At 75.4% G+C, this 23105-nt stretch carries 20 protein-coding genes and 1 pseudogene; 12 read left to right on the plus strand and 9 right to left on the minus strand.

Annotation, left to right across the window (positions count from 1 at the left end; all coding sequences use genetic code 11):
- The 4 genes from ACWD4U_RS33350 to ACWD4U_RS33365 all read left to right on the plus strand — a co-directional run.
- Positions 1–433 (plus strand): hypothetical protein (locus ACWD4U_RS33350; protein WP_363462084.1); only part of this gene is annotated, 433 nt, incomplete at its 5' end.
- A 16-nt stretch (positions 434–449) separates the two neighbouring features.
- Positions 450–4370 carry an amino acid adenylation domain-containing protein gene (locus ACWD4U_RS33355; RefSeq protein WP_363462086.1) on the plus strand — a complete coding sequence of 1307 codons (3921 nt, stop codon included), beginning with the start codon at positions 450–452 and terminating at the stop codon, positions 4368–4370.
- A 64-nt stretch (positions 4371–4434) separates the two neighbouring features.
- Positions 4435–4653 (plus strand): MbtH family protein, encoded by a 219-nt coding sequence (locus tag ACWD4U_RS33360; protein WP_363462088.1) that lies wholly within the window; start codon positions 4435–4437, stop codon positions 4651–4653.
- On the plus strand, positions 4653–5414 hold the full coding sequence (locus tag ACWD4U_RS33365; protein WP_363462090.1) for a thioesterase II family protein: 762 nt from the start codon (positions 4653–4655) through the stop codon (positions 5412–5414). Before ACWD4U_RS33360 ends, ACWD4U_RS33365 begins: the two co-directional genes overlap by 1 nt.
- A 56-nt stretch (positions 5415–5470) precedes the next feature.
- Here the strand turns inward: ACWD4U_RS33365 and ACWD4U_RS33370 are convergent, their stop codons facing one another.
- Positions 5471–5677, minus strand: a complete 207-nt coding sequence (locus ACWD4U_RS33370; protein WP_363461841.1) for a hypothetical protein — start codon at positions 5675–5677, stop codon at positions 5471–5473.
- A gap of 115 nt (positions 5678–5792) precedes the next feature.
- Between ACWD4U_RS33370 and fabI the strand changes: the two genes are divergently transcribed.
- Positions 5793–6590, plus strand: a complete 798-nt coding sequence (fabI, locus tag ACWD4U_RS33375; RefSeq protein WP_363461839.1) for an enoyl-ACP reductase FabI — start codon at positions 5793–5795, stop codon at positions 6588–6590.
- Positions 6591–6597: 7 nt separating this feature from the next.
- On the opposite strand, the gene ACWD4U_RS33380 is transcribed toward fabI, so the two are convergent.
- Together ACWD4U_RS33380 and ACWD4U_RS33385 are read right to left on the minus strand one after the other, a co-directional pair.
- Positions 6598–8418 (minus strand): AfsR/SARP family transcriptional regulator, encoded by a 1821-nt coding sequence (locus tag ACWD4U_RS33380; protein ID WP_363461837.1) that lies wholly within the window; start codon positions 8416–8418, stop codon positions 6598–6600.
- A gap of 202 nt (positions 8419–8620) precedes the next feature.
- Complete coding sequence (locus ACWD4U_RS33385) at positions 8621–10558, minus strand: AfsR/SARP family transcriptional regulator (protein ID WP_363461835.1); 1938 nt, start codon at positions 10556–10558, stop codon at positions 8621–8623.
- 506 nt (positions 10559–11064) lie between these two features.
- On the opposite strand from ACWD4U_RS33385, the gene ACWD4U_RS33390 reads away from it, so the two are divergent.
- The gene (locus ACWD4U_RS33390; RefSeq protein ID WP_363461833.1) at positions 11065–11679 is read left to right on the plus strand and encodes a GPP34 family phosphoprotein; all 615 of its coding nucleotides are present in this window, start codon (positions 11065–11067) and stop codon (positions 11677–11679) included.
- A gap of 116 nt (positions 11680–11795) precedes the next feature.
- Positions 11796–12641, plus strand: coding sequence for an S-methyl-5'-thioadenosine phosphorylase (locus tag ACWD4U_RS33395; RefSeq protein WP_363461831.1), 846 nt, complete (start codon positions 11796–11798; stop codon positions 12639–12641).
- On the opposite strand, the gene ACWD4U_RS33400 is transcribed toward ACWD4U_RS33395, so the two are convergent.
- Both ACWD4U_RS33400 and ACWD4U_RS33405 read right to left on the minus strand, forming a co-directional pair.
- Positions 12607–13032 carry a hypothetical protein gene (locus ACWD4U_RS33400; protein ID WP_363461829.1) on the minus strand — a complete coding sequence of 142 codons (426 nt, stop codon included), beginning with the start codon at positions 13030–13032 and terminating at the stop codon, positions 12607–12609. The two genes, ACWD4U_RS33395 and ACWD4U_RS33400, sit on opposite strands and share 35 nt — an antisense overlap.
- Positions 13033–13142: 110 nt before the next feature.
- Positions 13143–14276 (minus strand): molybdopterin-dependent oxidoreductase, encoded by a 1134-nt coding sequence (locus ACWD4U_RS33405; protein WP_449787392.1) that lies wholly within the window; start codon positions 14274–14276, stop codon positions 13143–13145.
- A gap of 209 nt (positions 14277–14485) precedes the next feature.
- On the opposite strand from ACWD4U_RS33405, the gene ACWD4U_RS33410 reads away from it, so the two are divergent.
- The 3 genes from ACWD4U_RS33410 to ACWD4U_RS33420 all read left to right on the plus strand — a co-directional run bounded on the left by ACWD4U_RS33410 (position 14486) and on the right by ACWD4U_RS33420 (position 17393).
- Positions 14486–15826, plus strand: coding sequence for a glycosyltransferase 87 family protein (locus tag ACWD4U_RS33410; protein ID WP_363461827.1), 1341 nt, complete (start codon positions 14486–14488; stop codon positions 15824–15826).
- Positions 15827–16042: 216 nt separating this feature from the next.
- On the plus strand, positions 16043–16798 hold the full coding sequence (locus ACWD4U_RS33415; protein WP_449787391.1) for a molybdopterin-dependent oxidoreductase: 756 nt from the start codon (positions 16043–16045) through the stop codon (positions 16796–16798).
- The gene (locus ACWD4U_RS33420; protein ID WP_363461825.1) at positions 16782–17393 is read left to right on the plus strand and encodes a cytochrome b/b6 domain-containing protein; all 612 of its coding nucleotides are present in this window, start codon (positions 16782–16784) and stop codon (positions 17391–17393) included. Before ACWD4U_RS33415 ends, ACWD4U_RS33420 begins: the two co-directional genes overlap by 17 nt.
- A gap of 15 nt (positions 17394–17408) precedes the next feature.
- Here the strand turns inward: ACWD4U_RS33420 and ACWD4U_RS33425 are convergent, their stop codons facing one another.
- From ACWD4U_RS33425 to ACWD4U_RS33435, 3 genes and pseudogenes are all read right to left on the minus strand, one after another.
- Entirely contained in the window at positions 17409–18104 is a 696-nt protein-coding gene (locus ACWD4U_RS33425) for a class I SAM-dependent methyltransferase (RefSeq protein WP_363461823.1), read from the minus strand.
- A complete protein-coding gene (locus tag ACWD4U_RS33430) occupies positions 18101–18751 on the minus strand; it encodes a TIGR04282 family arsenosugar biosynthesis glycosyltransferase (RefSeq protein ID WP_449787393.1) in 651 nt (216 codons plus the stop codon). The genes ACWD4U_RS33425 and ACWD4U_RS33430 overlap by 4 nt, the downstream gene beginning before the upstream one ends.
- Positions 18737–19411, minus strand: a pseudogene (locus tag ACWD4U_RS33435) (glycosyltransferase family 2 protein); the annotation flags it as partial. The pseudogene ACWD4U_RS33435 and the gene ACWD4U_RS33430, both read right to left, overlap by 15 nt.
- Before the next feature lie 408 nt (positions 19412–19819).
- Between ACWD4U_RS33435 and ACWD4U_RS33440 the strand changes: the two are divergent.
- Entirely contained in the window at positions 19820–20545 is a 726-nt protein-coding gene (locus ACWD4U_RS33440) for a response regulator transcription factor (RefSeq protein ID WP_363461843.1), read from the plus strand.
- On the plus strand, positions 20542–21687 hold the full coding sequence (locus tag ACWD4U_RS33445; RefSeq protein ID WP_363461821.1) for a sensor histidine kinase: 1146 nt from the start codon (positions 20542–20544) through the stop codon (positions 21685–21687). The genes ACWD4U_RS33440 and ACWD4U_RS33445 overlap by 4 nt, the downstream gene beginning before the upstream one ends.
- Before the next feature lie 39 nt (positions 21688–21726).
- Here the strand turns inward: ACWD4U_RS33445 and ACWD4U_RS33450 are convergent, their stop codons facing one another.
- A complete protein-coding gene (locus ACWD4U_RS33450; protein ID WP_363461819.1) occupies positions 21727–22782 on the minus strand; it encodes an NAD-dependent epimerase/dehydratase family protein in 1056 nt (351 codons plus the stop codon).
- Positions 22783–23105 lie beyond the last annotated feature (323 nt).

The following is a 23105-nucleotide window of genomic DNA, read 5'->3' on the forward strand; positions in this document are numbered from 1 at the left end:
GCTCCGCCACCTCAACCCCGACACCGCACCCCGCCTCGCCCACCCCGCACCGCACCTCGGCTTCAACTACCTCGGCCGCTTCACCGCCGACACCGCCGAGGGAACCGACCACCACTGGATCTCGGTCGGCGAGGTCGGCGAGGGCGCGGCGCTGGGTGAGGCGGAGATGCCCTTCGGGCACGCGCTGGAGATCAACGCGGCGACCTACGACGGGCCCGACGGGCCCCGGTTGACGATCGACCTGGCGTGGCCGGCGGCGCTCTTCGACCGCGCGGAGGTCGAGCGCCTGGCCGAGCTGTGGCAGCAGGCGCTGCGCGCGATCCACACCCACGCGGAGAACCCGGACGCGGGTGGGCTGACGCCGTCCGACCTGACGCTGGTTGGGCTGTCCCAACAGCACATCGACCTGCTCGAAGCCAAGCTGAGGAAGTAAAGGACCCGCTGCGACCATGACCACCGCTCAGAGTCCGATCGAGGACGTGCTCCCGCTCTCCTCGCTCCAGCACGGGCTGCTCTTCCAAACCCTGTTCGACTCCGACGGGCCGGACGTGTACACGGTGCAGCTCGCCGTGGAACTGCGCGGCGCGCTCGACGCCGAGCAGCTGCGCGGCGCCGCCGCCGCGCTGCTGCGCCGGCATCCGAACCTGCGGGTGCTCTTCGTCCACGAGGGCATGGACCGGCCGGTGCAGGTCGTGCGCCGGTCGGTGGAGGTGCCGTGGCGGGAGGTGGACCTGACCGCCGAGGGCGAGTGGGAGGCGGCGTTCGAGGCGTTGAAGGACGCCGAGCGGGCGCACCGCTTCGTGCTGGACGAGGACGTGCTGCTGCGCTTCGTGCTGGTGCGGCTGCCGGGCGCGCGGTTCCGGCTGCTGCTGACGCTGCACCACATCCTGGTCGACGGCTGGTCGGTGCCGGTCCTGCTGGACGACCTGTTCGAGCTGTACGAGCGCGCCGGGGACGACACCGGGATGCGGCGGGCCGCGCCCTACCGCGACTACCTGGCGTGGCTGGCCCGGCAGGACGAGCCGGCCGCCCTCGCCGCCTGGCAGCGGGAGTTGGCCGGGCTGGCCGAGCCGGCGCTGCTCGGCGCGGGCCGTTCGGGCGCGGCGGCCGTCCTGCCGGAGACCCTGGAGTCGGAGCTGTCGCCGGAGGCGACGGCCCGGCTGACCACCACGGCGCGGCGGCACGGCTGGACCGTGAACACCGTGGTGCAGGCGGCCTGGGGCCTGGTGCTCGGCCAGCACCTGGGGCGGCAGGACGTGGTGTTCGGCGGCACCGTCTCCGGCCGCCCGCCGGAGCTGCCCGGCGTCGAGACGATGGTCGGCCTGCTGATCAACACCCTGCCGGTGCGCGTCAGTTGGCGGCCCTCGGACACCCTGGCCGGGCTGCTGACCGAGGTGCAGCGGCGGCAGAGCGGGCTGACCCCGCACCAGCACGTCCAGCTGGCGGCCATCCAGGCCGGGGCCGGACTGGGTGAACTCTTCGACACCACCACGGTGTTCGAGAGCTACCCGCTGGGCGCGGCGGCCGCGCCGCAGCTGGCGGGCGGGGTGGAGATCACCGACATGGAGGCGCGGGACGCCACCCACTACGCGGTGACGCTGCTCGGCCTGCCGGGCGAGCGGCTGCGGTTCCGGCTGGACCACCGCCCCGACGTGGTGGACCGGGCGACCGCCGAGCGACTGGCCGCCTGGCTGCACCGGATCCTGGCCGCCGCCGCCGAGCGCCCCGAACTCACCATCGCCGAGCTGGACCTGCTGTCCGAGCCGGAGCGGCTCCGGGTGCTGGAGGAGTGGAACGACACCACCCACCCGCTGCCGCACACCACGCTGACCGCGATGCTCGAGGAGCAGGCGCTGCGCTCGCCCGAGGCGCCCGCGCTGGTCGCCGGCAGCACCCGGCTGGACTACGCGGAGCTGCACGCCCGTGCCAACCGGCTGGCCCGCGCGCTGGTGGAGCGCGGCGCCGGACCGGACCGCCCGGTGGCGGTCGCGCTGCACCGGGGCACCGCGATGGTGGTGTCGCTGCTGGCGGCGCTCAAGGCCGGCGCGCCGTACCTGCCGATCGACCCGGAGCTGCCCGAGGGCCGGATCGCCCTGATGCTGGAGGGCGCCCGACCGGCCTGCGTGCTGGCCGACGCCCGCACCGCCGAGGCGCTGCCCGCCGCCGCGGACGTCAAGCCGCTGGTGCTCGACGACCCGCAGGTGGAACGGGAGTTGGCGGAGCTGCCGGCCGGTCCGCTGACCGACGCCGAGCGGACCGCGGCGCTCGACCCGCGCCACCTGGCGTACGTGATCTACACCTCGGGCTCGACCGGCGTGCCGAAGGGCGTCGGCGTGCCGCACCTGGGCATCGTCAACCGGCTGCGCTGGATGCAGGAGCGCTACCGGCTGGGCGCGGACGACCGGGTGCTGCAGAAGACCCCGTTCGGCTTCGACGTCTCGGTGTGGGAGTTCTTCTGGCCGCTGCTGACCGGCGCCGCCCTGGTGGTGGCCCGCCCCGGCGGGCACCGCGACCCGGCGTACCTGGCCGAGTTGATCGCCGCGGAGCGCGTCACCACCGTGCACTTCGTCCCGTCGATGCTGGACGTCTTCGTCCAGGAGCCCACCGCGGCGGCCTGCGCCGGCGTGCTGCGCCGGGTGGTGTGCAGCGGCGAGGCGCTGCCGACGGCGGTGCAGGACCGGGCGCTGGAACTGCTGGGCGCACCCGTGCACAACCTGTACGGGCCGACCGAGGCGTCCGTGGACGTCACCCACTGGGACTGCCTGCCCGGGCAGGACCCGGTCCCGATCGGCCGGCCGGTGCACAACACCCGGGTGTACGTGCTGGACGCGGCGCTGCGCCCCGCGGCGCCCGGCGCGGCCGGCGAACTGTACCTCGCGGGCGTCCAGTTGGCCCGCGGCTACCTGGGCCGGCCGGGGCTCACCGCCGAGCGCTTCCTGGCCGACCCGTACGGCGGCGCGGGGGAGCGGATGTACCGCACCGGCGACCTGGTCCGGTGGACGGCGGACGGGGTGCTGGAGTACCTGGGCCGCACCGACGACCAGGTGAAGATCCGCGGCCTTCGGATCGAGCTCGGCGAGATCGAGTCGGTGCTGAACCGGCTGCCCGGCGTGGCGCAGGCCCGCGTGGTGGTCCGTCAGGACGGCGGCGGGGAGGGCCGGTTGGTCGGCTACCTGGTCCCGGACGACGCGGCCGCCGCGCCGCAGCCGGACGCGCTGCGCGACGGCATGGCGGCGGCGCTGCCCGGCTACATGGTGCCGGCCGCGTTCGTGCTGCTGGACGAGCTGCCGGTGACCCTCAACGGCAAGCTCGACCGGCGCGCCCTGCCCGCCCCGGAGTTCGGCGCGGGCGGCCCGGACCGGGCCCCGCGGACCGCCGTCGAGCAGCTGCTCTGCTCGGTCTTCGCCGAGGTGCTGGGCGTGGACCGGATCGGCCCCGAGGACGGCTTCTTCGACCGCGGCGGGCACTCGCTGTCGGCGACCCGGCTGGTGCAGCGGATCCGGGCGGCCCTCGGCGCGGAGCTGTCGATCCGCACCGTCTTCGCCGCCCCGACGCCCGCCGCGCTGGCCGCCGTGCTCGCCGAGCGGCGGGCCGCGTCCGACGGCCTGGAGCCGGTGCTGGCGCTGCGCACCGGCGGCGACCTGCCGCCGCTGTTCTGCCTGCCGCCGGGCGCCGGCCTGAGCTGGTGCTACGCGGGCCTGCTGGGCGGCCTGCCGGCCGGGCAGCCGGTGTACGGGCTGCAGTCCCCGGCCCTGACCGACGCGGGCGCGGCACGCTCGGCGGACCTGGCGGAGCTGGCGGCGGGCTACGCGGCGCGGATCACCGAGCTGCGCCCGCAGGGCCCGTACCGGCTGCTGGGCTGGTCGGCGGGCGGCAACCTGGCGCACGAGGTGGCGGTGCTGCTGCGCGAGCGCGGGCAGGCGGTGGAGCTGCTGGCGCTGCTCGACTCCTACCCGGCCGCCGGCGGCGCGGAGGTGACGGAGGACCAGGTGTTCGCCGAGGCCTTCGGCCCGGAGCTGGGCGACCCGGCGGAGCCCGGGACCCGGGAGCGGGCGCTGGAACTGGTGCGGGCCGAGCTCGGCGAACTGGGCCGGGCCGAGGACGACGCCGCCGGCGCGGTCCTGGACACCTACCTGTCGACCAGCCGCGCGCTGCTGAATTCCCGGCCGCGCCGGTTCGACGGCGACCTGCTGTTCTTCCGGGCCGCCGACTGGACGGTCGACGAGCGCCGCGACCATGCGCGCTGGGCGCCGTACGTGACCGGCCGGACAACTCTGCGGGAACTCTCCGCAGCGCACGAGGAAATCTCCCGTCCGGAAATCATGGCGGAAATCGGGAAAGCAATTGCCGCGCTGGCGGCCGAAGGCTAGGGTCGGAGCGGATGCGCCGACTTCGAGTTCAAGGAAAACCCCGGAAAGGAAATCGGTACCCATCATGACCAATCCGTTCGAGGACAACGACGGCAGCTTTCTGGTGCTGGTGAACGACGAACTCCAGCACTCGCTGTGGCCGGAATTCGCCGCCGTCCCGGCGGGCTGGCGCGCCGTGTTCGGCCCGGAGAGCCGGGAGAACGCGCTGGCGTACGTGGAGCGCGAGTGGACCGACCTGCGGCCGGCCTCGCTGGTGGCGGCGATGGGCGAGGCGAAGGCCTGATGGAGACGCTCGGCGCCGGTCTGACGGCGCGTTGGACGCGCTGCCGGCGGCCCAGCGCCGCCGCGGCGGTCAACCTGGTGCTGCTGCCGCACGCCGGGGGCTCGGCGGGCTTCTACCGCGCGTGGCACGAACTGCTGCCCCGCGAGGTGGAGTTGCACGTGGTGCAGTACCCGGGCCGGGAGGACCGGTTCGCCGAGCCGCTGGTCGACGACATGGCGGTGCTGGCGGATGCGCTGGCCGAGGCGCTCGCCCCGCTGTTCAGCCGTCCGGTGGTGCTGTTCGGCCATTCCATGGGCGCCTCGATCGCCCTGGAGGTGCTCCGCAGGCTGGAGGCGGCGGGGCACCGGCCCCGGCTGCTGATCGCCTCCGGGCGCGGCGCCCCGCACCGGCTGGGCCCCGGCACGCTGCACGCGGCGCCGGACGACGAGCTGGTGGAGGAGGTGCGGCGGCAGTCCGGCAGCGGCAGTGCGGCGCTGGACGACCCGGACCTGCGGGCCCTGCTGCTGCCGATGATCCGCTCGGACTACCGGCTGTCGGAGGCCCACCGGCCGGTCGGCGCCGCGCCGGTCGCCACCCCGGTGGCGGTGCTGCGGGGCCGTACCGACACCGCGGTGACCGAGGAACTCGCCACCGCCTGGGGCGAGTTGACCACCGGTGGGAGCAGCCAGTTCGCCTTCGACGGCGGGCACTTCTACTTCCAGGGCCAGGAGTCGCGGGTCGTGGCCACCGTCGTCGACCTGGTGCACCGCGCGGTGCGCTGAGACGTCCGCGGCCGGGCCGGGCATCCTGCCCGGCCCGGCCGCGGTGGCCTGCGCGACTACTTGCGGGACTTGCGCAGCACCCGGGCGGTGCCGATCAGCAGCACGCCGAGGACGATCAGGGCGATGCTCGGCAGTGGCTGGTAGTCGGAATACTGGTTCACGATGAAGAAGCTCTGCTTCGGATCCTGGCCGGCCATTTTCTGGACCAGCGGCGCGATTCCCTGGAGCAGACAGAAGATCCCGGCGATGTCAAGCAGCAGCATTTCTTCCCTTTCCCGGTGCGGGTACCCGCGGTCGACCGGCCTGGTCCGATCATACGAGCCGGAAGTCCCGCGCGGGGCCCACCCTTTCGGACATCTTCTCGGATAGAGAGAAAATATGGATCTGCTCAAGGGCAAGACAATCCTGGTCACGGGCGTGCTCACCACGAATTCGATCGCCTTCCACACCGCCCGGCTCGCCCAGGAGCAGGGCGCCGAGGTGGTGCTCACCGGTTTCGGACGGCTCAGCCTGGTCGAGCGGGTCGCCCGCCGCCTGCCCGAGCCGCCCCCGGTCGTCGAACTGGACGTCACCGACCGGGCCCACCTCGCCAGCCTCGCCGAGCGGGTCGGCGAACACGTCGACCACCTGGACGGCGTGCTGCACTCGGTGGCCTACGCCCCGGCCACCGCGCTCGGCGGCGGCTTCCTCACCGCCGAGTGGGAGGAGGTGTCCCGCGCCGTCCAGGTCTCCGCGTACTCGCTGCAGTCGCTGACCCGCGCCGTGCTGCCGCTGCTCTCCGAGCGCAGCAGCATCGTCGGCCTGGACTTCGACGCCACCCGGGCCTGGTACGACTACGACTGGATGGGCGTGGCCAAGGCCGGCCTGGAGTCCTGCGCCCGCTACCTGGCGTCCTACCTCGGCCCGCGCGGGATCCGGGTCAACCTGGTGGCGGCCGGACCGCTGAAGACCACCGCCGCCGCCTCGATCGGCGACGACGGGCTCGCCGTCGCCGACGAGTGGAACGTGCGGGCGCCGCTGGGCTGGGACGGCGAGCGCTTCGACCCGGTCGCCCGGGCCTGCGTCGCCCTGCTGTCGGACTGGTTCCCCGCCACCACCGGGGAGATCGTGCACGTCGACGGCGGCGCCCACGCGATCGGCGACCGCCCCGGCGGCGGAGGAACGCAGCAGAGCTGACCCGCGGTCAGCTCCGGACGGTACCGGCCGGGTACGCTCCGGCCGATCTCTCCCGGACGAACAGCCTGACCAGCGGGGTGAGTTGGAAACTGAGCTGGTGGTCCTCGGCGACACCCGCGAGCTCCAGCAGCCGGGAGTCCACCAGCTCGTCCAACAGCTCCTCCGCGTGCCACTCCTCGGCCTCCAGCAGCTCCGCCACCTGCGCGGTGCTGCACCGGGTGCTGGGCAGCTGGGCCAGCCTGCGCAGCACCGCCAGGGCGGCCGGGCTGAGCGTGTCGTAGCTGGACTGCAGCGGTTCGCGGATGTCCAGGTCGCCGTGGCGCAGCTCGTCGAGGCGGTGCTCCTCGGGTCTGAGCCGGGCCAGCATGCGGCCGGGCCGCCACTGCGGGCGGGCGGCCAGCCGGGCGCCGCAGATCCGCAGCGCCAGCGGCAACCGGTCGCAGAGCTCGACCAGTTCGGCGGCGGCGTCCGGTTCGGCGGCGATCCGGTGCGGACCGGCGACGGCGGCCAGCAGGTCCAGGCCCTCCGTCGGGTCGAGCGGGCCGAGCCGGACCAGCTCGACGCCCTCCAGGGTGCTGAGCGGCAGCCGGCTGGTGATGATGGTGCGGCAGTCGTAGCCGCTCGGCAGCAGCGGACGGACCTGCGCCTCGCCGACCGCGCCGTCCAGCACCACCAGCACCCGCCGGTCGTCCAGTAGCCGCCGGTAGACCTGCACCCGCTCGTCCAGGGTCGACGGCACCGCGTGCTGCGGCACCCCCAGGGCGGGCAGGAACACCCGGAGGATCTCGGCGGGCTCCTTGGGCTCGCCGTCCGGGCCGACCAGGTCGGCGTAGAGCTGCCCGTCGGGGAAGTCGCCGCGCAACCGGTGGGCGGCGCGCAGCGCGAGGGCCGACTTGCCGATGCCGGACATGCCGGTGACCACCACCCGGTGGTGGCGGGCCCGGCCGAGCGGCGCCGGCGCACCGGACAGCTCCTGCACCACCTCGGCCAGCGACTCGGCCCGGCCGGTGAAGTCGGTGGAGTCCGCGGGCAGCATCGAGGGGACGGAGTCGACGGGGTGCGGGGCGGCCAGTTCCACCGGCGCGGTCGGCGGGGTGAGCAGCACCCCGCCGAGGATCTGCCGGTGCACCTCGCGCAGTTCCGGACCCGGGTCGACGCCCAACTCCTCGCGCAGCACCGCCACGCAGTCCCGGTACACGGCCAGGGCGTCGGCCTGCCGGGAGGCGCGGAACAGCGCGGTCATCAGATGCACCCGCAGCCGTTCCCGGAGCGGATAGGAGGCCACCAGCCGGGTGAGTTCGGAAATCAGCTCGCGGTGCTCGCCGAGCGCCAGATCCGCCTCGATCCGGGATTCCATGGTGGCCGCCCAGGCCTCCTCCCATTGCGGCACCTCGGCCTCCAACAGAAAGTCGGTGGTATTCGCCAACGGCAGGCCGCGCCACAACTCGAGCGCCGCGTGCAGCAGTTCACTGGCCCGCCGGTGCTGCCGGTCGGCGAGCGCCTGCCGGCCGAGCCGGTCGAGGCGCTCGTACTCGACCGCGTCGATCCACGACCCGCGCGGATCGAGCGCGTACCCGGGCTGCCGGCGGCTGAGCGAGACCCCCGCGCCCAGGTGCTTGCGTAACCGGGAGATGTACGTGTAGATCTGCGCGTTCATCGTCGCGGGTGGATTCCATCCCCAGAGCGAGCGGCTGAGCCGCTCGCTGGAAACCACCCGTCCCCTGGCCAGCAGGAGTGCGGCGAGCACGGTGTTTATCTTCGTACCGGAGAGGGGGACTCTGGCGTCCCCCTGGTAGGCCTCGACCGGCCCGAGCACGCGGAACTCCATGCAGATACCCCGTTGTATGTCGACATCGAGCAGATGTGCACCGCGATGCTAACCCGACCGGTTGTTCTCCAAATATCGTCTCGATTTCGTTGCCGCATATGCCTCTTGACAACCCGTCGCATACGCCGCGAGGGTGGTGCGGGACATCACGGTCGGGTCAATTCCGGTTGTGTGCCCCGAGCGCTTTCCGGACGTCCGGCGTTCACGCCGGAATGGCCGGCGGGCTCCCCGCGTCCCGACCCGGCGAGGGGCCGCCGGGCAGCTCCCGGCGGGCCGCTCCGGCGAGGGCGAGCCGTCCGCCGTGCACCCGGCGCAGCGCCCCGGCCCGCTCCGCGCCGCTCTCCTCCGCCGCGGCGCGCTCCCGGGCGAACAGCCGCAGCAGCTCGGGCAGCCGGTAGCGGGTGTCGCCGTCCGGGGGTCCCGGGGCGGCCTCCAGCAACCGGGCGTCGACCAGCTGCTCCAGCAGCGTCTCGGCCTGCCACAGGTCGGAGTCCAGCAGCCGGGCGGCCGCCCAGGGCGAGAACTCCGAGCCGGGCAGCAGCCCGAGCCGCCGGAACAGCCGGGCCGCCGCCGGGGTCAGCGCCAGGTAGCTGGGCGTGAAACCGGCCCGCACCCCGCCGCCGCCCGGGCTGAGCTCGTCCAGCCGACGGTGCCGGTTCTCCAACCGGTCCACCAGCGAACGCACCGACCAGTGCGGCTTGGCGACCAGCCGGGCGGCCGCGATCCGCAGCGCCAGCGGCAGCCGGTCGCACAGCGCGCCGAGCCGCTCGGTCGCCTCCGGGTCGGCGGCCAGCCGCCCCGGGCCGGCGATCCGGCCCAGCAGCGCCGCCGCGTCCGCCTCGTCCAGCGTGGCCAGCGACAGCCGCTGCACCGCGAAGTCCCCGGTCAGGTCGTCCAGGACGTCCCGGCCGGTGAGCAGCACGCAGCAGCGGCCGCGGCCGGGCAGCAGGAGCCGGACCTGGGCGAAGGACCGGGCGTTGTCCAGCACGATCAGCACCCGCTTGCCGCTGAGCACGCTGCGGAACAGCGCCGCGCGGGAGTCCGGGTCCGGGGGGATGCGCAACTCCGGTACGCCCAGGGCACGCAGGAAGCCGCCGAGCAGATCGCCCGGGGAGGCCGGCGGGCCGCTGCCGTCCCAGCCGCGCAGGTCGGCGTAGAGCTGGCCGTCGGGGAAGCGGTGGGCCGCCCGGTTCGCCCAGTGCAGGGCCAGCGCGGTCTTGCCGATCCCCGCCATCCCGGTGATCGCGGCCACCCGCAGCGGGCGGCGCGGCCCGCCGTCCTCCTCCAGCGCCCGGTCCAGCCAGCCGAGTTCGCTGGTGCGGCCGGTGAAGTCGGCGACGTCGGCCAGCAGCTGCGCCGGCACCTGGCCGGTCGACTGGACGCCGGGCGGCAGCTGGCGGCGGGCCGGCTCCGGCTCGTCGTGCAGGATCAGGTCGTGCATCGCCTGGAGCGCCGAACCGGGCTCCAACCCCAGCTCCTCCACCAGCAGTTGACGGCCCTGCCGGAACACCTCCAGGGCCTCCGCGCGCTGGCCGCTGCGGTACTGCGCGAGCATCAGCTGGGCCCGGGTCTGCTCGCGCAGCGGGTGCTCCTTCACCAGTGCCGCCAGCTCGCCGACCAGCATCCGGTGCCGGCCCAGCTGCAGCTGCAACTCGGCTCGCTCCTCGACGAGTTCGAGCCGCCGCTCGTCCAGCCGGGCGGCCGCCGCGGTGAGCCGGGGGGCGGTCATCCCCTCCAGTACCCGGCCGCGCCACAGCCCGAGCGCCTCCTCGACCAGCGTCTGCGCCTCGGACAGCCGGCCGCCCCGCGCGGCATGCCGGGCGGCCTGCACCCAGCCGTCCAACTCGGCGGCGTCCAGGCGGTGTTCGCCGAGCGCCAGCAGGTAGCCCGGATGCTCGGTGCGGATCAGGTCGTCCGTCCCGGCCGCGGACTTGAACACCTTGCGCAGCTTGGCCACGCAGATCGCCACCTGGTTGCGCGCGGTGGCCGGCGCACCGGACGGCCACACCGCCTCCACCAGGCTCTCCACCGAGACCACCCGGTCCCGGGCGAGCAACAGCATCGCCAGCACCGTACGCTGCCGGGCCCCGCCCAACGCGATCCGCCGACCGGCGAACTCCGCGTCCAGCGGTCCCAGCACTCTGAACATGATCCGACCCACGATGGCCCCCCGTTGACCCGTGTCCGTCTTGTTACCGTCCGCTCACACGCGACCATTCAACAGGGTTCAGGCACACGGTGTCTCACCACCCGGCCGGTAATGTTGAACTTCTGACGATCTGTCAGTGCGCTTCTTGCGGACGGGTATTGGCGGGCGGGATGCCGAGTGAACGGGGCGCGCCGCTCCGCTTCGGGGCCGCTTCGAGCACCGGCCGGGGCGTCGGTCACGAGCGCCGGGAAAGGTGTCATGGCCGGTAGTGCACCTGCACGATCTATATCCGGTCGATATCGGGCAGGTGACGGGGGCTGCGCGGGCCCGACCGCTCCGGCCGGGGCCGGTGCGCGGCCGGAAAGCCGTCGATCCAAAGGAGGAGACGCGGGCGGTCCTCCCCGACGAGGCTCCGCCGCCGACTCCTCCCTGAGGCCCAGGGCCGGTCGTCTTACCGGCCGATCAGCCCAACCCGACCGGACGGTAACGTCGTTGCCGTGACCGATCCGTTGCCGTACCGCATGTACCTGCTCGCCTACGACGACGCCGTCCTGGGGCCGTTCAACCGCGGCCGGGCCGGCTTCCTGGTGCGCGCCGCCGTCGTCACCGAGCTCGCCCTGCGAGGGATCCTGACGGAGAGCGACGGAAGCATCCACGACACCGGTGCGGCGCGCTGCGACGATCCGGTGCTGGACGACGCCCGCGAGCGGCCCCCGGCGCCGGGGTGCGGGTGGCGGCCGCTGCTGCTGCGCGACCGCGACCGGACGCTGCGCGCCGTCGAGGAGCAGCTCGCCGCTCGCGGCACCCTCGCCGTCGAGGACCGCCCCGCGCTGGTCGCCCCCGAACGACGCGTCACCATCGTCGACGCCGGCGCCGTGCTGGCCGTCCGCGAGGCCGCGGCCGCGGCGGTGCACGCCCCCGCGGACACGCCGCCGGCCGACGCGGCCCTGCTCACCCTCGCCGCGCTCGCCGCGCTCCCACCGACACCGAGCGCCCCGCCGACCCGCCTCGCCGCCCTCGCCGCCCGCCTCGGCGGGCTGGCCCCGAGCCTGCCGGAGGCGCTGCGGAGCCTGCCGGAGGCGATGAACCGGCTGCCGTTCAGGGCGTCCTGACCGCGCGGGCGGTTCGCCGCGACGCGACGTGAGGGATTCGTAAGGCGTGGTCCGGGGGTTCGGGCGGGGCGCGTCCCTAGGGTGGCGGCGAGAGGACGTCGAGCGAGGAGGAGGCGGTGGCGGTGGAGTTGCGCGCGGATGTCGGGGTGATCGGGGGGTCGGGGTTGTACGCGTTGTTGGAGGAGGTGGTGGAGGTGCGGGTGGAGACGCCGTACGGGGTGCCGAGTGATGCGGTGTTCGTGGGGGAGGTGGGGGGTCGGCGGGTGGCGTTCCTGCCGCGGCACGGTCGGGGGCACGGGTTGCCGCCGCATCGGATCAACTATCGGGCGAATGTGTGGGCGTTGCGGGCGTTGGGGGTGCGGCAGGTGTTGGGGCCGTGTGCGGTGGGGGGTCTGCGGGTGGAGTTGGGGCCGGGGGTGTTGGTGGTGCCGGATCAGTTCGTGGATCGGACGTCGGGGCGGGTGCAGACGTTCTATGACGGGGTGCCGTTGGCGGACGGGTCGGTGCCGGAGGTGGTGCACGTGTCGGTGGCGGATCCGTACTGTCCGGTGGGGCGTGGGGTGGCGTTGGGGGCGGCGCGGGGGTTGGGGTGGGAGGCGGTGGACGGGGGGACGTTGGTGGTGGTGGAGGGTCCGCGGTTCTCGACGCGGGCGGAGTCGCGGTGGTTTGCGGGGAACGGTTGGTCGGTGGTGGGGATGACGGGGCATCCGGAGGCGGTGCTGGCTCGTGAGTTGGGGTTGTGTTACACGTCGTTGGCGTTGGTGACGGATCTGGATGCGGGGGTGGAGGCGGGTGCGGGGGTGACGCATGCGGAGGTGTTGGAGGTGTTCGGTCGTAATGTCGACCGGTTGCGGACGGTGTTGTTCGCGGCGTTGGAGGCGTTGCCGGAGACCCGGGACTGCCTGTGCTCCCACGCGCTGGACGGACTCACGACCGGTCTGCCCGGGGTTCCCGACCGCTGACGGACCGTCGGCGCCACCGCCCGGCCAGGCCCAGCAGGACGGCCACCGCGGCGGTGGCGGCCAGGAAGAGCAGCCAGTTGCGCAGGTACGGCAGCGGCAGCAGCGACGGGTTGCCGTGGTCGTCGCCGGCCCGGAGCACCGCCGGGACGGCCACGGCGCTGACCGCCGCCGCCACGACCAGCCAGCCGCGCAGCACCGGTGTCCGGACCAGCGCCGCGCCGACGGCGCAGACCAACGCCAGCCACAGGCCGTCGTGCAGGACCACCACGGCCGCCGCCCACAGCAGCACGCCGAACGGGTCGGTGATGTACGGGTCGGTGAGCAGCCCGACCAGGCCGCACACCAGCAGGGCGAGGCCGCCGACGAGCAGGGCGGCGCGGAGGATCCGCATCTCAGTGCACCTCGATTCGGTCGGGGGTCGGGACGGGGAGGGCGGGCGAGGAGGCCGCCGGCGCGGGTGTGGCGGGTGAAGGGTCCGCCGGGGCGGTGGCGGTGGGCATCTCAGAGCGCCTCGATCCGGGCGACCCACTTGGTCTGCAGCACGCCGGGCCGGTCGGGGGCGATGATCCGCGCCGGGTAGCCGTGATCCGGCGTCAGTTCCCGTCCGTTGACGGCCAGGGCGAGCAGGGTGAGCGGGTCGTCCGCGTACGCGGCGGGCATCTCCGTCACCCGGTACGGGCCGGACTCCTCCAGCGAGGTGATCCGCACCGTGCTGCCCCGCGGGATGCCCGCCCGGTCCAGCAGGTCGCGCAGCCGCACGCCGGTCCAGTGGGCGCTCGCACTCCAGCCCTCCACGCAGGCGATCGGCAGCCGGGCGGTGACCTGCGGCAGGGCGCGCAGCCCGGCCAGGTCGATCCGGTAGCCGCCGGGCCCGTCCACCGTCAGGTGCCAGTCGGCCGGGACGGCGGTGGTGCCCGCCTGCACGGCGGTGCGGTTGACCGGCAGACCGGTCTCGCCGCGGTCCGGGCGGCGCGGCGCGAACAGGTCGACGGCACGCAGCCACGACACGCTCTGCCCGGCGGTGGTCAGGGTGACCGCGCCGACCGCCGCCGCGGTGGCGGCCAGCAGCGCCCGGCGCTCGGCGAGCGGCGGTGCGGCCGAGCGCCACCAGTGCGCGGCGAGCTGCGGGGCCTTCACCGCGAGGTGCACCAGCAGGGCGCCGGTCGCCGTCCAGCCCAGCCAGTAGTGGGTCTGCCGGAACGGGAACGGCCACGGGTACCACTGCAGGGTGTTCAGCAGGCCGGTGAACAGCTCCAGCAGCACCGCCGCGACCAGCACCGCGATCGACAGCCGCTCCAGCGCGTGCACCACGCTGCGGGCCGGCGGCCACTCGAACAGCCGGGGGTAGACCGCCCACAGCTTCACCCCGGCCAGCGGGATCGCCGCCAGCCCGCTGATCACGTGCAGCCCCTGGGTGATCCGGTAGCCGTCCACCGGCCGGGACGGCAGACGCCCCGTCAACCAGCCCGGCGGGTCCTGCAACAGATGGCTGATCAGACCGGTGGCGAAGCACACCAACAGCGCCGCGCCCAGCCACCGGCCGACCACCACCGCGGTGCGCGGCCCGTGCGCGGGCGAGCGGAACGCCCCCGCCCGGAACGGTCCGCGGCGCAGCGCCTCGGGCGGGGCGGGCAGCGGCCGGTCGAGCCGGCGCAGGGCGGACGGGCGGGACGGCGCTGCGGAAGGCCCGGGCGGCGAGGGCGCGGGGCCGGAGGAAGGGTTGGGGTCCACGCCACCATCGAAGCGCCCGCGGGGCCCCGATCAGCGCTGCGGCGTGCTTACGGAATCCGAACGGCGGCGGCGCCCGGCGCGGTCGGCGGCCCGCGGTGCGCCAAGGTGGCCGGGTGACCGTACGCCGCACCCTGCCCTGCGCCCTGGCCGTCGCCGCCCTGGCCGGCTGCCTCGCCCTCACCGTGACCCGCGGCGGGACGCTCGGCGACCGCACCCCGCTGTACGCCTGGTACGCCGCCGACGCCGCGCTGTTCGCCCTCGCGCTGCTCCTGCTGCGCCGGGTGCCCCGCCGCCTGGTGGCGCGCCTGGTCCTGGCGGGCGGCGTGCTGGTCGCCGCCGTCGGACTGCTCGCCCCGCCGCGCACCAGCGACGACGCCTACCGGTACGTGTGGGACGGCCGGGTGCAGGCCGCCGGCACCTCCCCGTACGCGCACACCCCCGCGGACCCGGCGCTGGCCTGGCTGCGCGACGGCGGGCTGTTCCCGTCCGGGCGGTGCACCGGCTGGGACGAGCGGCGCACCGCCGACGGCGGCTGCACCAGGATCAACCGGCCGGCCGTGCACACCGTCTACCCGCCGGTCGCGGAACTGTGGTTCCTCGCCCAGCACCCGTTCGGCGACGGCGTCCGGCGCGCCCAGGCCGCCGGGGCATTGCTCGCCGTCGCCACCACCGGCGCGCTGCTCGCCGTCACCCGCGGCGGACGGCGCGCCGCACTGTGGGCCTGGTGCCCGGGCGTCACCGTCTGGGCGGTCAACGACGCGCACGTCGACACCCTCGGCGCGCTGCTCACCGTGCTCGGACTGGCCGCCGCCGCCCGCCGCCGCCCGGTCGCGGGCGGGGCGCTGCTCGGCGCGGCCACCGCCGTCAAACTCCTCCCGGCGCTCGCCCTGCCCGGCGCGCTCTCCGGCGTCCTCGCGCGCCGCCCCACCCGCGCCGACGGCCTGCTGCTCGCCTCCGCCGCCGGGGCGTTCGCCCTCGCCTACCTGCCGTACCTGCTCGCCTCCGGCCCCGCCGTGCTCGGCTACCTGCCCGGCTACCTGCGCGAGGAGGGCTACGACCAGGGCCACCTGGACCGCTTCGGCCTGCTGCGCCTGGTCCTGCCCGACGCGCTCGCACCGGCCGCGGCCGCGCTGCTGCTCGGCGCCGTCGTGCTGCGGGTGCTGCGGCGCGGCGACCCGGACCGGCCGTGGCACGGCGCGCTGCAGGTCAGCGGCACGGCCCTGCTGCTCGCCGCCCCCGGCTACCCCTGGTACGGGCTGCTGGTGGTGGCGCTGGCCGCGCTGGACGGCGGCTGGGAATGGCTGGCGGTGCCCGCCGCCGGGCAGCTGCTGTACCTGGCGGGCGGCTCCGACGTGCAGCAACTCGCGTACGGCGGCGCGCTGGTGATCGTCCTGGCGGCGGCCGCGGCGCGGCGGCGGGCCGCGGGCGCCGCGCCGGTGATGACGAGAGGCTGACGCGGTCGGGGTGAGGCCGAAGGGCGGATGCGCGGCCGTGACGACGAGGAGACGGCGCGCGACGGCGATGACGGGCGGCCGACGCGAGCGGGCGACGGCGACGGGCGAACGGGCTTCCGCGGCCACGAAGGGGCGACGCGCGCCGGTGATGACGAAAGGCTGACGTCTCGGCCACGGCTCTGGCTTCCGCTCCCCGGGCCTGGTCGAATCGCACTCGTGGACGAGCAGACGTACGGCGCGGACGACCGGGACGACACGGACGAGACGGGCGACGCGGGTGGCACCCGGGGCGCGCCCGTCGGGCGGCGGGTGGTGCTGGGCCTGCTCGGGCTCGGCGTGGCCGGCGTCGCCGCCGGACCGTGGCTGCAGCGCGCCCAGGACAGCGTGGTCAGCAAGGACCCCACCGGCCTGTCCGGGCTGCTGCCCGGCGGCGGGTTCCGCTACTACTCGGTGACCGCCTCGGTGCCCGACCGCGGACCCGACGACTACACCCTCACCGTCGACGGGCTGGTCGACCGCCCCGGCAGCTACCGCCTCGCCGACCTGCAGGCCCTGCCGCAGCGCCGGATCGTCCACGACGTGCAGTGCGTCACCGGCTGGCGGGTCCCCGCCACCCCGTTCGAAGGCGTCCCGCTGTCCGCACTGCTGGACGCCGCAGGTGTCCGGTCGACCGCCGGGGCGGTGCGCTTCGGCTGCTTCGACGGCGCGTACACCGAGAGCCTGACGCTCGAACAGGCCCGGCGCGACGACGTCCTGGTGGCGCTCAAGCTCGGCGACCAGCCGCTCAGCCACAACCACGGCGGACCGGTGCGGCTGTACGTCGCGCCGATGTACTTCTACAAGTCCGCGAAGTGGCTCTCCTCGATCACCGTCACCGACACGGTGCGCCCCGGGTACTGGGAACAGTACGGCTACGACGTGGACGCCTGGGTCGGCCGCTCGAACGGACGCGACGATGCCCCGACCAGCTGACCGCCGCCGCTTCACCCCCGCGCAGCGCCGGGTCCACCGCGCCACCGCCGCCCTGATGCTCGGCTGTCTCGCCACCGCCGCCTGCCTCTACCTCCCACCGTTCGCCGAACTCGTCGGCCGCCGGCGGCTGGTGGCGACCGTCCACGAGTGGTGCGGCCTGCTGCTCCCGGTCCCACTGCTGCTCGGCCTGGTCTCCCGCGCGATGCGCCGCGACGCCGTCCGCCTCGGCCGTTTCACCCGCGCCGACCGCACCTGGCTGCGCGGCCTGCGCCGCGGCGTCCCCGGCCGCCCCGCCGGGAAGTTCAACGCCGGGCAGAAGCTGTACGCCCAGTGGACGCTCGGCGCGATGCTGGTGATGCTCGGCACCGGCCTGCTGATGTGGTTCACCCACCTGGCACCCACCCTCTGGCGCACCGGCGCGACCTTCGTCCACGACTGGTTCGCCCTCGGCGTCGCCGCGGTGACGGCCGGCCACCTGTGGATGGCTGCCCGCGACCCCGAGTCCCGCCGCGGCATGCGCACCGGCCACGTCGACCGCAGCTGGGCGGAGCGCGAGCACCCGCTGTGGGTCGACTCGGAGCCGGGCGGCAGCTGACCTACCGGCCCTCGTTCAGAGCGCCGCCCGGCGCAGGGCGAGGAAGGCCCGGCCGTGCGAGGTCCAGTGCTCGGACTCGGCGAGCCGGAGGTGGTGGGCGCGGCGCAGGATCGCGGCGCGGCCGCAGCGCGACCACCGGAACGGCGGGCCGAGGCGGCCGCCCGGGCCCTCGACCCGGACGGTGGTGTGCTCGTCGACCTCCTCGGGTTCCACCTCGACGAGGAGCAGGCCGGCGGGCGCCAGCAGGCTCACGGCGCGGGCCAGCAGGGCGGTCGGGTCGCCGCCGATGCCGAGGTTGCCGTCGGCGAGCAGGACCGCGCCCCAGCGGCCCTCGGCGGGCAGCCGGTCGAAGACCGAGCGGCGCAGCGCCAGGCCGCCGAGCCGGACGGTGTGGTCCACCGACGCCCCCGACAGGTCGACGCCGAGTGCGGGCACCCCCATCGCCAGCAGCTCGGCGACCAGCCGGCCCGGCCCGCAGCCGAGGTCCAGGACCGGCGCGGACAGCCCCGTGCAGCGCAGCAGCAGGCTGTGGTCCGCACCGGCGGCGGGCGCGCACCACCGCGCCACGTCGAGCACCTGCCGGCTGCCGTCGGCGCGGCGCAGCCACAGCGGTCCGCGACCGGCGCGCACGGCCTCCGCGAAGGGGTCGTCCTCCCAGGGGCGGCCGGGCGGCGCGGGGTGCGCCGAGGGCAGGCGGGTGGCGGCGGTCATCGGGCGGCTCCGCGCGGGGTGGTGAGGGCGCGCAGGCGGGCGGCGAAACGGCCGTGCGGGGCGAGCGCGGCGACGCGGTGGGCGTCGGCGGCGAGGTCGACGTCGGTCAGGGCCGGGAGTTGACGGCACGTCAACTGTGCTGCCGCGAGGCGTTCCCGGACGTGGCGGCCGGTGTCCGGCGTGGACATCGGGACGTCCGCGAGCAGGCGGCGGGCCAGCGCCTCGGAGGGTCGGGCCAGGCCCAGGGCCCAGAAGCCGCCGTCCTCGGCGGGACCGAACCAGGCGTCCACGCCCGCGCGTCCGGCCGGGGAGAGCGGGCCGGCCAGGGACGCGGCGTCGAACTGCGGGGTGTCCATGCCCACCAGCAGGGCCGGAGCGCCCGGGGCGAGGCGGGCGGCGTGCGCGAAGGCGGCGACCAGGCGGCGGTCCAGGGCGCCCCCGCACTGCGGCAGCACCTCCCAGCCGGGCGGCAGCCAGCGGCCCGGCTCGCCGTCCAGGACCAGCAGGCGACGGCCCGCCGGGACGCGCCCGAGGGTCTCCAGGGTGTCGGCGAGCGCCGCCTCGGCGAGGTCGGCCGCCTGCTCGGGGGTGAACGGCGGGGTCAGCCGGGTCTTCACCCGTCCGGGCAGGGGGGCCTTGGCGATCACCAGCAGGGTCGGCGGCGGCGCGGCCAGCACCGCCCGCATGTCGCGGACCGCCTGCCGGGTGCCGCGCACCGTGCCGGTCACCTTCGAACGGCCCGCCCGGGGGCGGTAGTCGACGGAGGTCTCGGCGATCCGCATCCCGGCCGCGTGCGCCGACAGCACCATCTCCAGCGGGTAGCCGGAACGCCGGTCGCCCAGGCCCAGCGCGAGCAGCCGCTCACGGCGGGCCGCCCGCATCGGGCCGAGGTCGTGCAGCGGCGCGCCGGTCAGCGACCGCAGGCGGCGCGCCAGCACCGCGTTGGCGAGCCGGGCGTGCGGCGGCCAGGCGCCCCACGCGGTGGGCCGCCGGCGGCCCAGCACCAGATCGGCCTCGCCCGCCACCACCGGGCCGGTCACCCGGGGCAGCTGGGACGGGTCGAGCGAGCCGTCGCAGTCGAGGAAGCAGACCAGGTCGGCGGTGGCCGCGAGCAGCCCGGCGTGGCAGGCCGCGCCGAAACCGCGCCGCGGCTCGGTGACCACCGTCGCGCCCAGCGCGGCGGCGAGGTCGGCGGAGCCGTCCCGCGAACCGTTGTCCACCACGATCGCCCGCCAGCCGGCCGGCACCCGGCCGAGCACCCACGGCAGGGCCTGCGCCTCGTCCAGGCAGGGGAGGACGACGTCCACGGGAGGGGAGGAAGGGGAATCAAGCACGCTCGCCACGCTAGGGCCGCGGTGGCCTGCCGGGGCCGAAGCGGGGCCTTACGGAATCCGTACGGCGGGTGGGGGAGGAGGGGGAGGGGGAGGGGGAGGGAGTCGGGGAGTTGGTCGAAGGCGAGGGCAGAGAGAGGCGTGACGGGGGCGGAGGTGAAGGCGGGGCGGGAGTCGGGGGCTTGGGCGGAGGTGAAGGCGGGTGCCGGGGGCGGGAGTCGGGGAGTTGGTCGAAGGCGGGTGCGGCGGCGGGGCGGGTGCCGGGGGAGGGGGGAGACCTTACGGAACGCGAACGGGGGGTCGGTGGGGCGGGTGGCGGGCGGGTGGGCTCGTATTCTCGGGTGGGTGAACGAGCGCCCTGCCCCCGCCTCCGCCGTCGTGCCGATGGAGCCTGCCCGTGTGCTGGTGATCGACGACGATCCGACCGTCGGCGAGGTGGTGGCCGGGTACCTCGCCCGGGCCGGCCACCTGGTCGACCGGGCCGAGGACGGGCTGCGCGGCCTCGACCTGGCCGAGCGGAACCGCCCCGATCTGCTGGTCCTCGACCTGATGCTGCCCGGCCTGGACGGGCTGGAGGTGCTGCGTCGGATCCGGTCCCGGGCCGAGCGGCCCGATCTGCCGGTGGTGCTGCTGACCGCCAAGGGCGACGAGTCGGACCGGATCCTCGGCCTGGAACTCGGTGCCGACGACTACGTCACCAAGCCGTTCAGCCCGCGCGAACTCGTGCTGCGGGTCCAGTCCGTGCTGCGCCGGGCCCGCACCGCGTCGTCCTCGGTCGCCGGGGGGCTGGTCCGCTCCGGCGACATCACGCTCGATCCCAAGGCCCGCCGTGCCCATCGCGCTGAGCGCGAACTGCTGCTGACCACACGGGAGTTCGACCTGCTGGCGTTCCTGCTCCGGCAGCCGGGGACGGTGTTCTCCCGGCAGGAGCTGATGCAGCGGGTGTGGGGCTGGGACTTCGGCGACCTGTCCACCGTCACCGTCCACGTGCGGCGCCTGCGCGAGAAGATCGAGGACGATCCGGGCGCGCCCACGCTGATCAGTACGGTGTGGGGCGTCGGCTACCGCTACGACCCGGCCGGCGGGGCCGCGGACGGGGGCGCGCGGTGAAGGACCTGCTGCTGATCGCCGTGTTCGCCGCACTCGGCGCGGCCGCCGCCGGGCTGCCCGGGTTCGCCGCGATCAGGCTGCTGCGCCGCCGTTCGCTGGCGGTGATGCTGTTCACCGTCGCGGTGGTCAGCGTGCTGGCCGTGACCTCCGGGACCTTCGCGGTCGCGCAGGCGATGTTCCTCTCCCACCACGACCTCGGCGTGGTGATCACCGTGCTGTGCATGGCCTCGGTGGTCGCGCTGCTCACCGCCGCCCTGCTCGGCCGTCAACTGGTGGCCGGCGGGCGGGCGTTGGCCGCGGCGGCGCGCACCGTCGGCAGCGACCGCGGCTTCGCCCCGCCGGAGCGGCCGCTGGGCCGCGAGCTCGCCCAGGTCAGCGCCGAACTCGCGGCCACGAGCGCCCGGTTGGCCGAGTCCCGGGCCCGCGAGCAGGCCCTGGACGCCTCCCGCCGGGAACTCATCGCCTGGATCTCGCACGACCTGCGCACCCCGCTGGCCGGGCTGCGGGCGATGGCCGAGGCGCTGGAGGACGGCGTCGCCGATCCGCCCGAGCGGTACCTCTCGCGGATGCGCACCGAGGTCGAGCGGCTCACCGGCATGGTGGACGACCTCTTCGAGCTCTCCCGGATCCAGGCGGGCGCGCTCTCCCTGAGCCTGTCCCGGGTCTCCGTCTACGACCTGGTCGACGACGCGCTGGCCGGCGCGCACCCGCTGGCCCAGCAGCGCGGGGTCCGGCTGGAGGGGCGGCAGATCGTGGCCGCGCCGATCGAGGTGGACAGCCGCGAGATCACCCGGGTGATCGGGAACCTGCTGGTCAACGCGATCCGCTCCACCCCGCAGGACGGGGTGGTCGCGGTCTCCGCCCGCCGGGAGGACGACGAGGTGGTGCTGTCCGTCACCGATGGCTGCGGCGGCATCCCGGAGCCCGACCTCCCCCGGGTCTTCGAGACCGGCTGGCGCGGCACCTCCGCCCGCACCCCCCGCCCGGCCGCCGACGGCCCCACCGGCACCGCCGACAGCGGCGCCGGCCTCGGCCTCGCGATCGTCCGCGGCATCGTCGAGGCGCACGCCGGCCGGGCCCGCGTGCACAACGTCACCGGCGGGTGCTGCTTCGAGATCACCCTCCCGGCGGCCGGCGTCTGACCGCGGCCGGGCACGTTCAGCCGCGCAGCGGGGCACTGTTCAGCCGCGCAGCGGGGCGGTGGCGAACTTCTTCATGCCGTCGGCGAACTCCACCCGCGGACGCCAGGCCAGTTCGGTGCGCAGGCGGGCGGAGTCGGCGGTGACGTGGCGGACGTCGCCGAGGCGGTAGTCGCCGGTGACGACGGGGGCGGGCCCGCCGAAGGCGGTGGCGAGGGCGGTGGCCATCGCGCCGACCGTCCGCACCTCGCCGCTGCCGACGTTGTAGACGCGCGCGGTGCCCGGGAGGCGGTCGGGGAGCGCGGCCAGGGCGGCGAGGTTGGCGGCGGCGACGTCGGTGACGTGGACGAAGTCGCGGCGCTGCCCGCCGTCCTCGAAGACCCGCGGGGCCTCGCCGCGGGCGAGAGCGGAGCGGAACAGCGAGGCGACCCCGGCGTACGGGGTGTCGCGGGGCATGCCGGGCCCGTAGACGTTGTGGTAACGGAGCGTCAGGACCCGGCCGCCGCTCGCCCGGGCCCAGGCGGAGGCCAGGTGCTCCTGGGCGAGCTTGGTGGCCGCGTACACGTTGCGCGGGTCGGGCGGGGCGTCCTCGGAGACCAGGGCGGGGCGGAGCTGCACGCCGCAGCGCGGGCAGGGCGGTTCGAACCGGGCCGCGTCCAGGTCGGCCGGGCGGCGCGGCCCCGGGGCGACCGGACCGTGCTCCGGGCAGCGGTAGGCCCCCTCGCCGTAGACCACCATCGAACCGGCCAGCACCAGGTCGCGGACGCCGCGGCGGGCCATCGCGGCGAGCAGCACCGCCGTGCCCAGGTCGTTGCAGCCCGCGTACGCCGGGGCGTCGTCCAGGTCCAGCCCGAGGCCGACCATCGCCGCCTGGTGGCAGACCGCCGCCACCCCGTCGAGCGCCGCCTCCACCGCGGCGGGGTCGCGCACGTCGCCGTGGTGGAACTCCACGCCGTCCGGCAGCGCCGGCACCCGCCCGGACGGGTGGACGGCGGGCAGCAGCGCGTCCACCACCCGCACCTCGTACCCGGCCGCCGTCAGCTGCCGCACCACCTGCGAGCCGATGAACCCGGCCCCACCGGTCACCAGAATCCTCATGTCGGGCGACCCTACCCACGCGGGGCCCCGCATCAGGGCGGCGAAGCGCGCACGTCACGGACCGGTAAGGAACAACCGGGCGCGAGCACGGGTCAGCGACCTCCGGTCGGCGGTGAGGTCCTCGGTCAGATCGTGGGTGCGTCCTGGAGGTGCGCGCGAGCCCCACGAGTCTGTACGGAGCGGTGAGGTCGGCCGTGAAGGCGGCCCGTGAACTGCGGCGCGGCTCGACCGGGCGGGGTGGGGTGGGTTCTGGTTCAGTGGTCGGTTTCGTTTGTGGGCACTAGTTGTTCCAGGCGGTGCCAGAAGTGGTCGAGGGCGGCGTG

Source organism: Kitasatospora sp. NPDC002522 (genome assembly GCF_053595195.1).

Bases quoted from the DNA above. Each gene is read 5' to 3' on its own strand.
- ACWD4U_RS33380 (WP_363461837.1), bottom strand. From the start codon at position 8,418: ATGGAGTTCCGCGTGCTCGGGCCGGTCGAGGCCTACCAGGGGGACGCC.
- ACWD4U_RS33425 (WP_363461823.1), bottom strand. From the start codon at position 18,104: ATGACCGCCGCCACCCGCCTGCCCTCGGCGCACCCCGCGCCGCCCGGC.
- ACWD4U_RS33420 (WP_363461825.1), top strand. From the start codon at position 16,782: ATGCCCCGACCAGCTGACCGCCGCCGCTTCACCCCCGCGCAGCGCCGG.
- ACWD4U_RS33365 (WP_363462090.1), top strand. From the start codon at position 4,653: ATGGAGACGCTCGGCGCCGGTCTGACGGCGCGTTGGACGCGCTGCCGG.
- ACWD4U_RS33440 (WP_363461843.1), top strand. From the start codon at position 19,820: ATGGAGCCTGCCCGTGTGCTGGTGATCGACGACGATCCGACCGTCGGC.
- ACWD4U_RS33400 (WP_363461829.1), bottom strand. From the start codon at position 13,032: ATGCGGATCCTCCGCGCCGCCCTGCTCGTCGGCGGCCTCGCCCTGCTG.
- ACWD4U_RS33450 (WP_363461819.1), bottom strand. From the start codon at position 22,782: ATGAGGATTCTGGTGACCGGTGGGGCCGGGTTCATCGGCTCGCAGGTG.
- ACWD4U_RS33370 (WP_363461841.1), bottom strand. From the start codon at position 5,677: ATGCTGCTGCTTGACATCGCCGGGATCTTCTGTCTGCTCCAGGGAATC.
- fabI (WP_363461839.1), top strand. From the start codon at position 5,793: ATGGATCTGCTCAAGGGCAAGACAATCCTGGTCACGGGCGTGCTCACC.
- ACWD4U_RS33360 (WP_363462088.1), top strand. From the start codon at position 4,435: ATGACCAATCCGTTCGAGGACAACGACGGCAGCTTTCTGGTGCTGGTG.
- ACWD4U_RS33355 (WP_363462086.1), top strand. From the start codon at position 450: ATGACCACCGCTCAGAGTCCGATCGAGGACGTGCTCCCGCTCTCCTCG.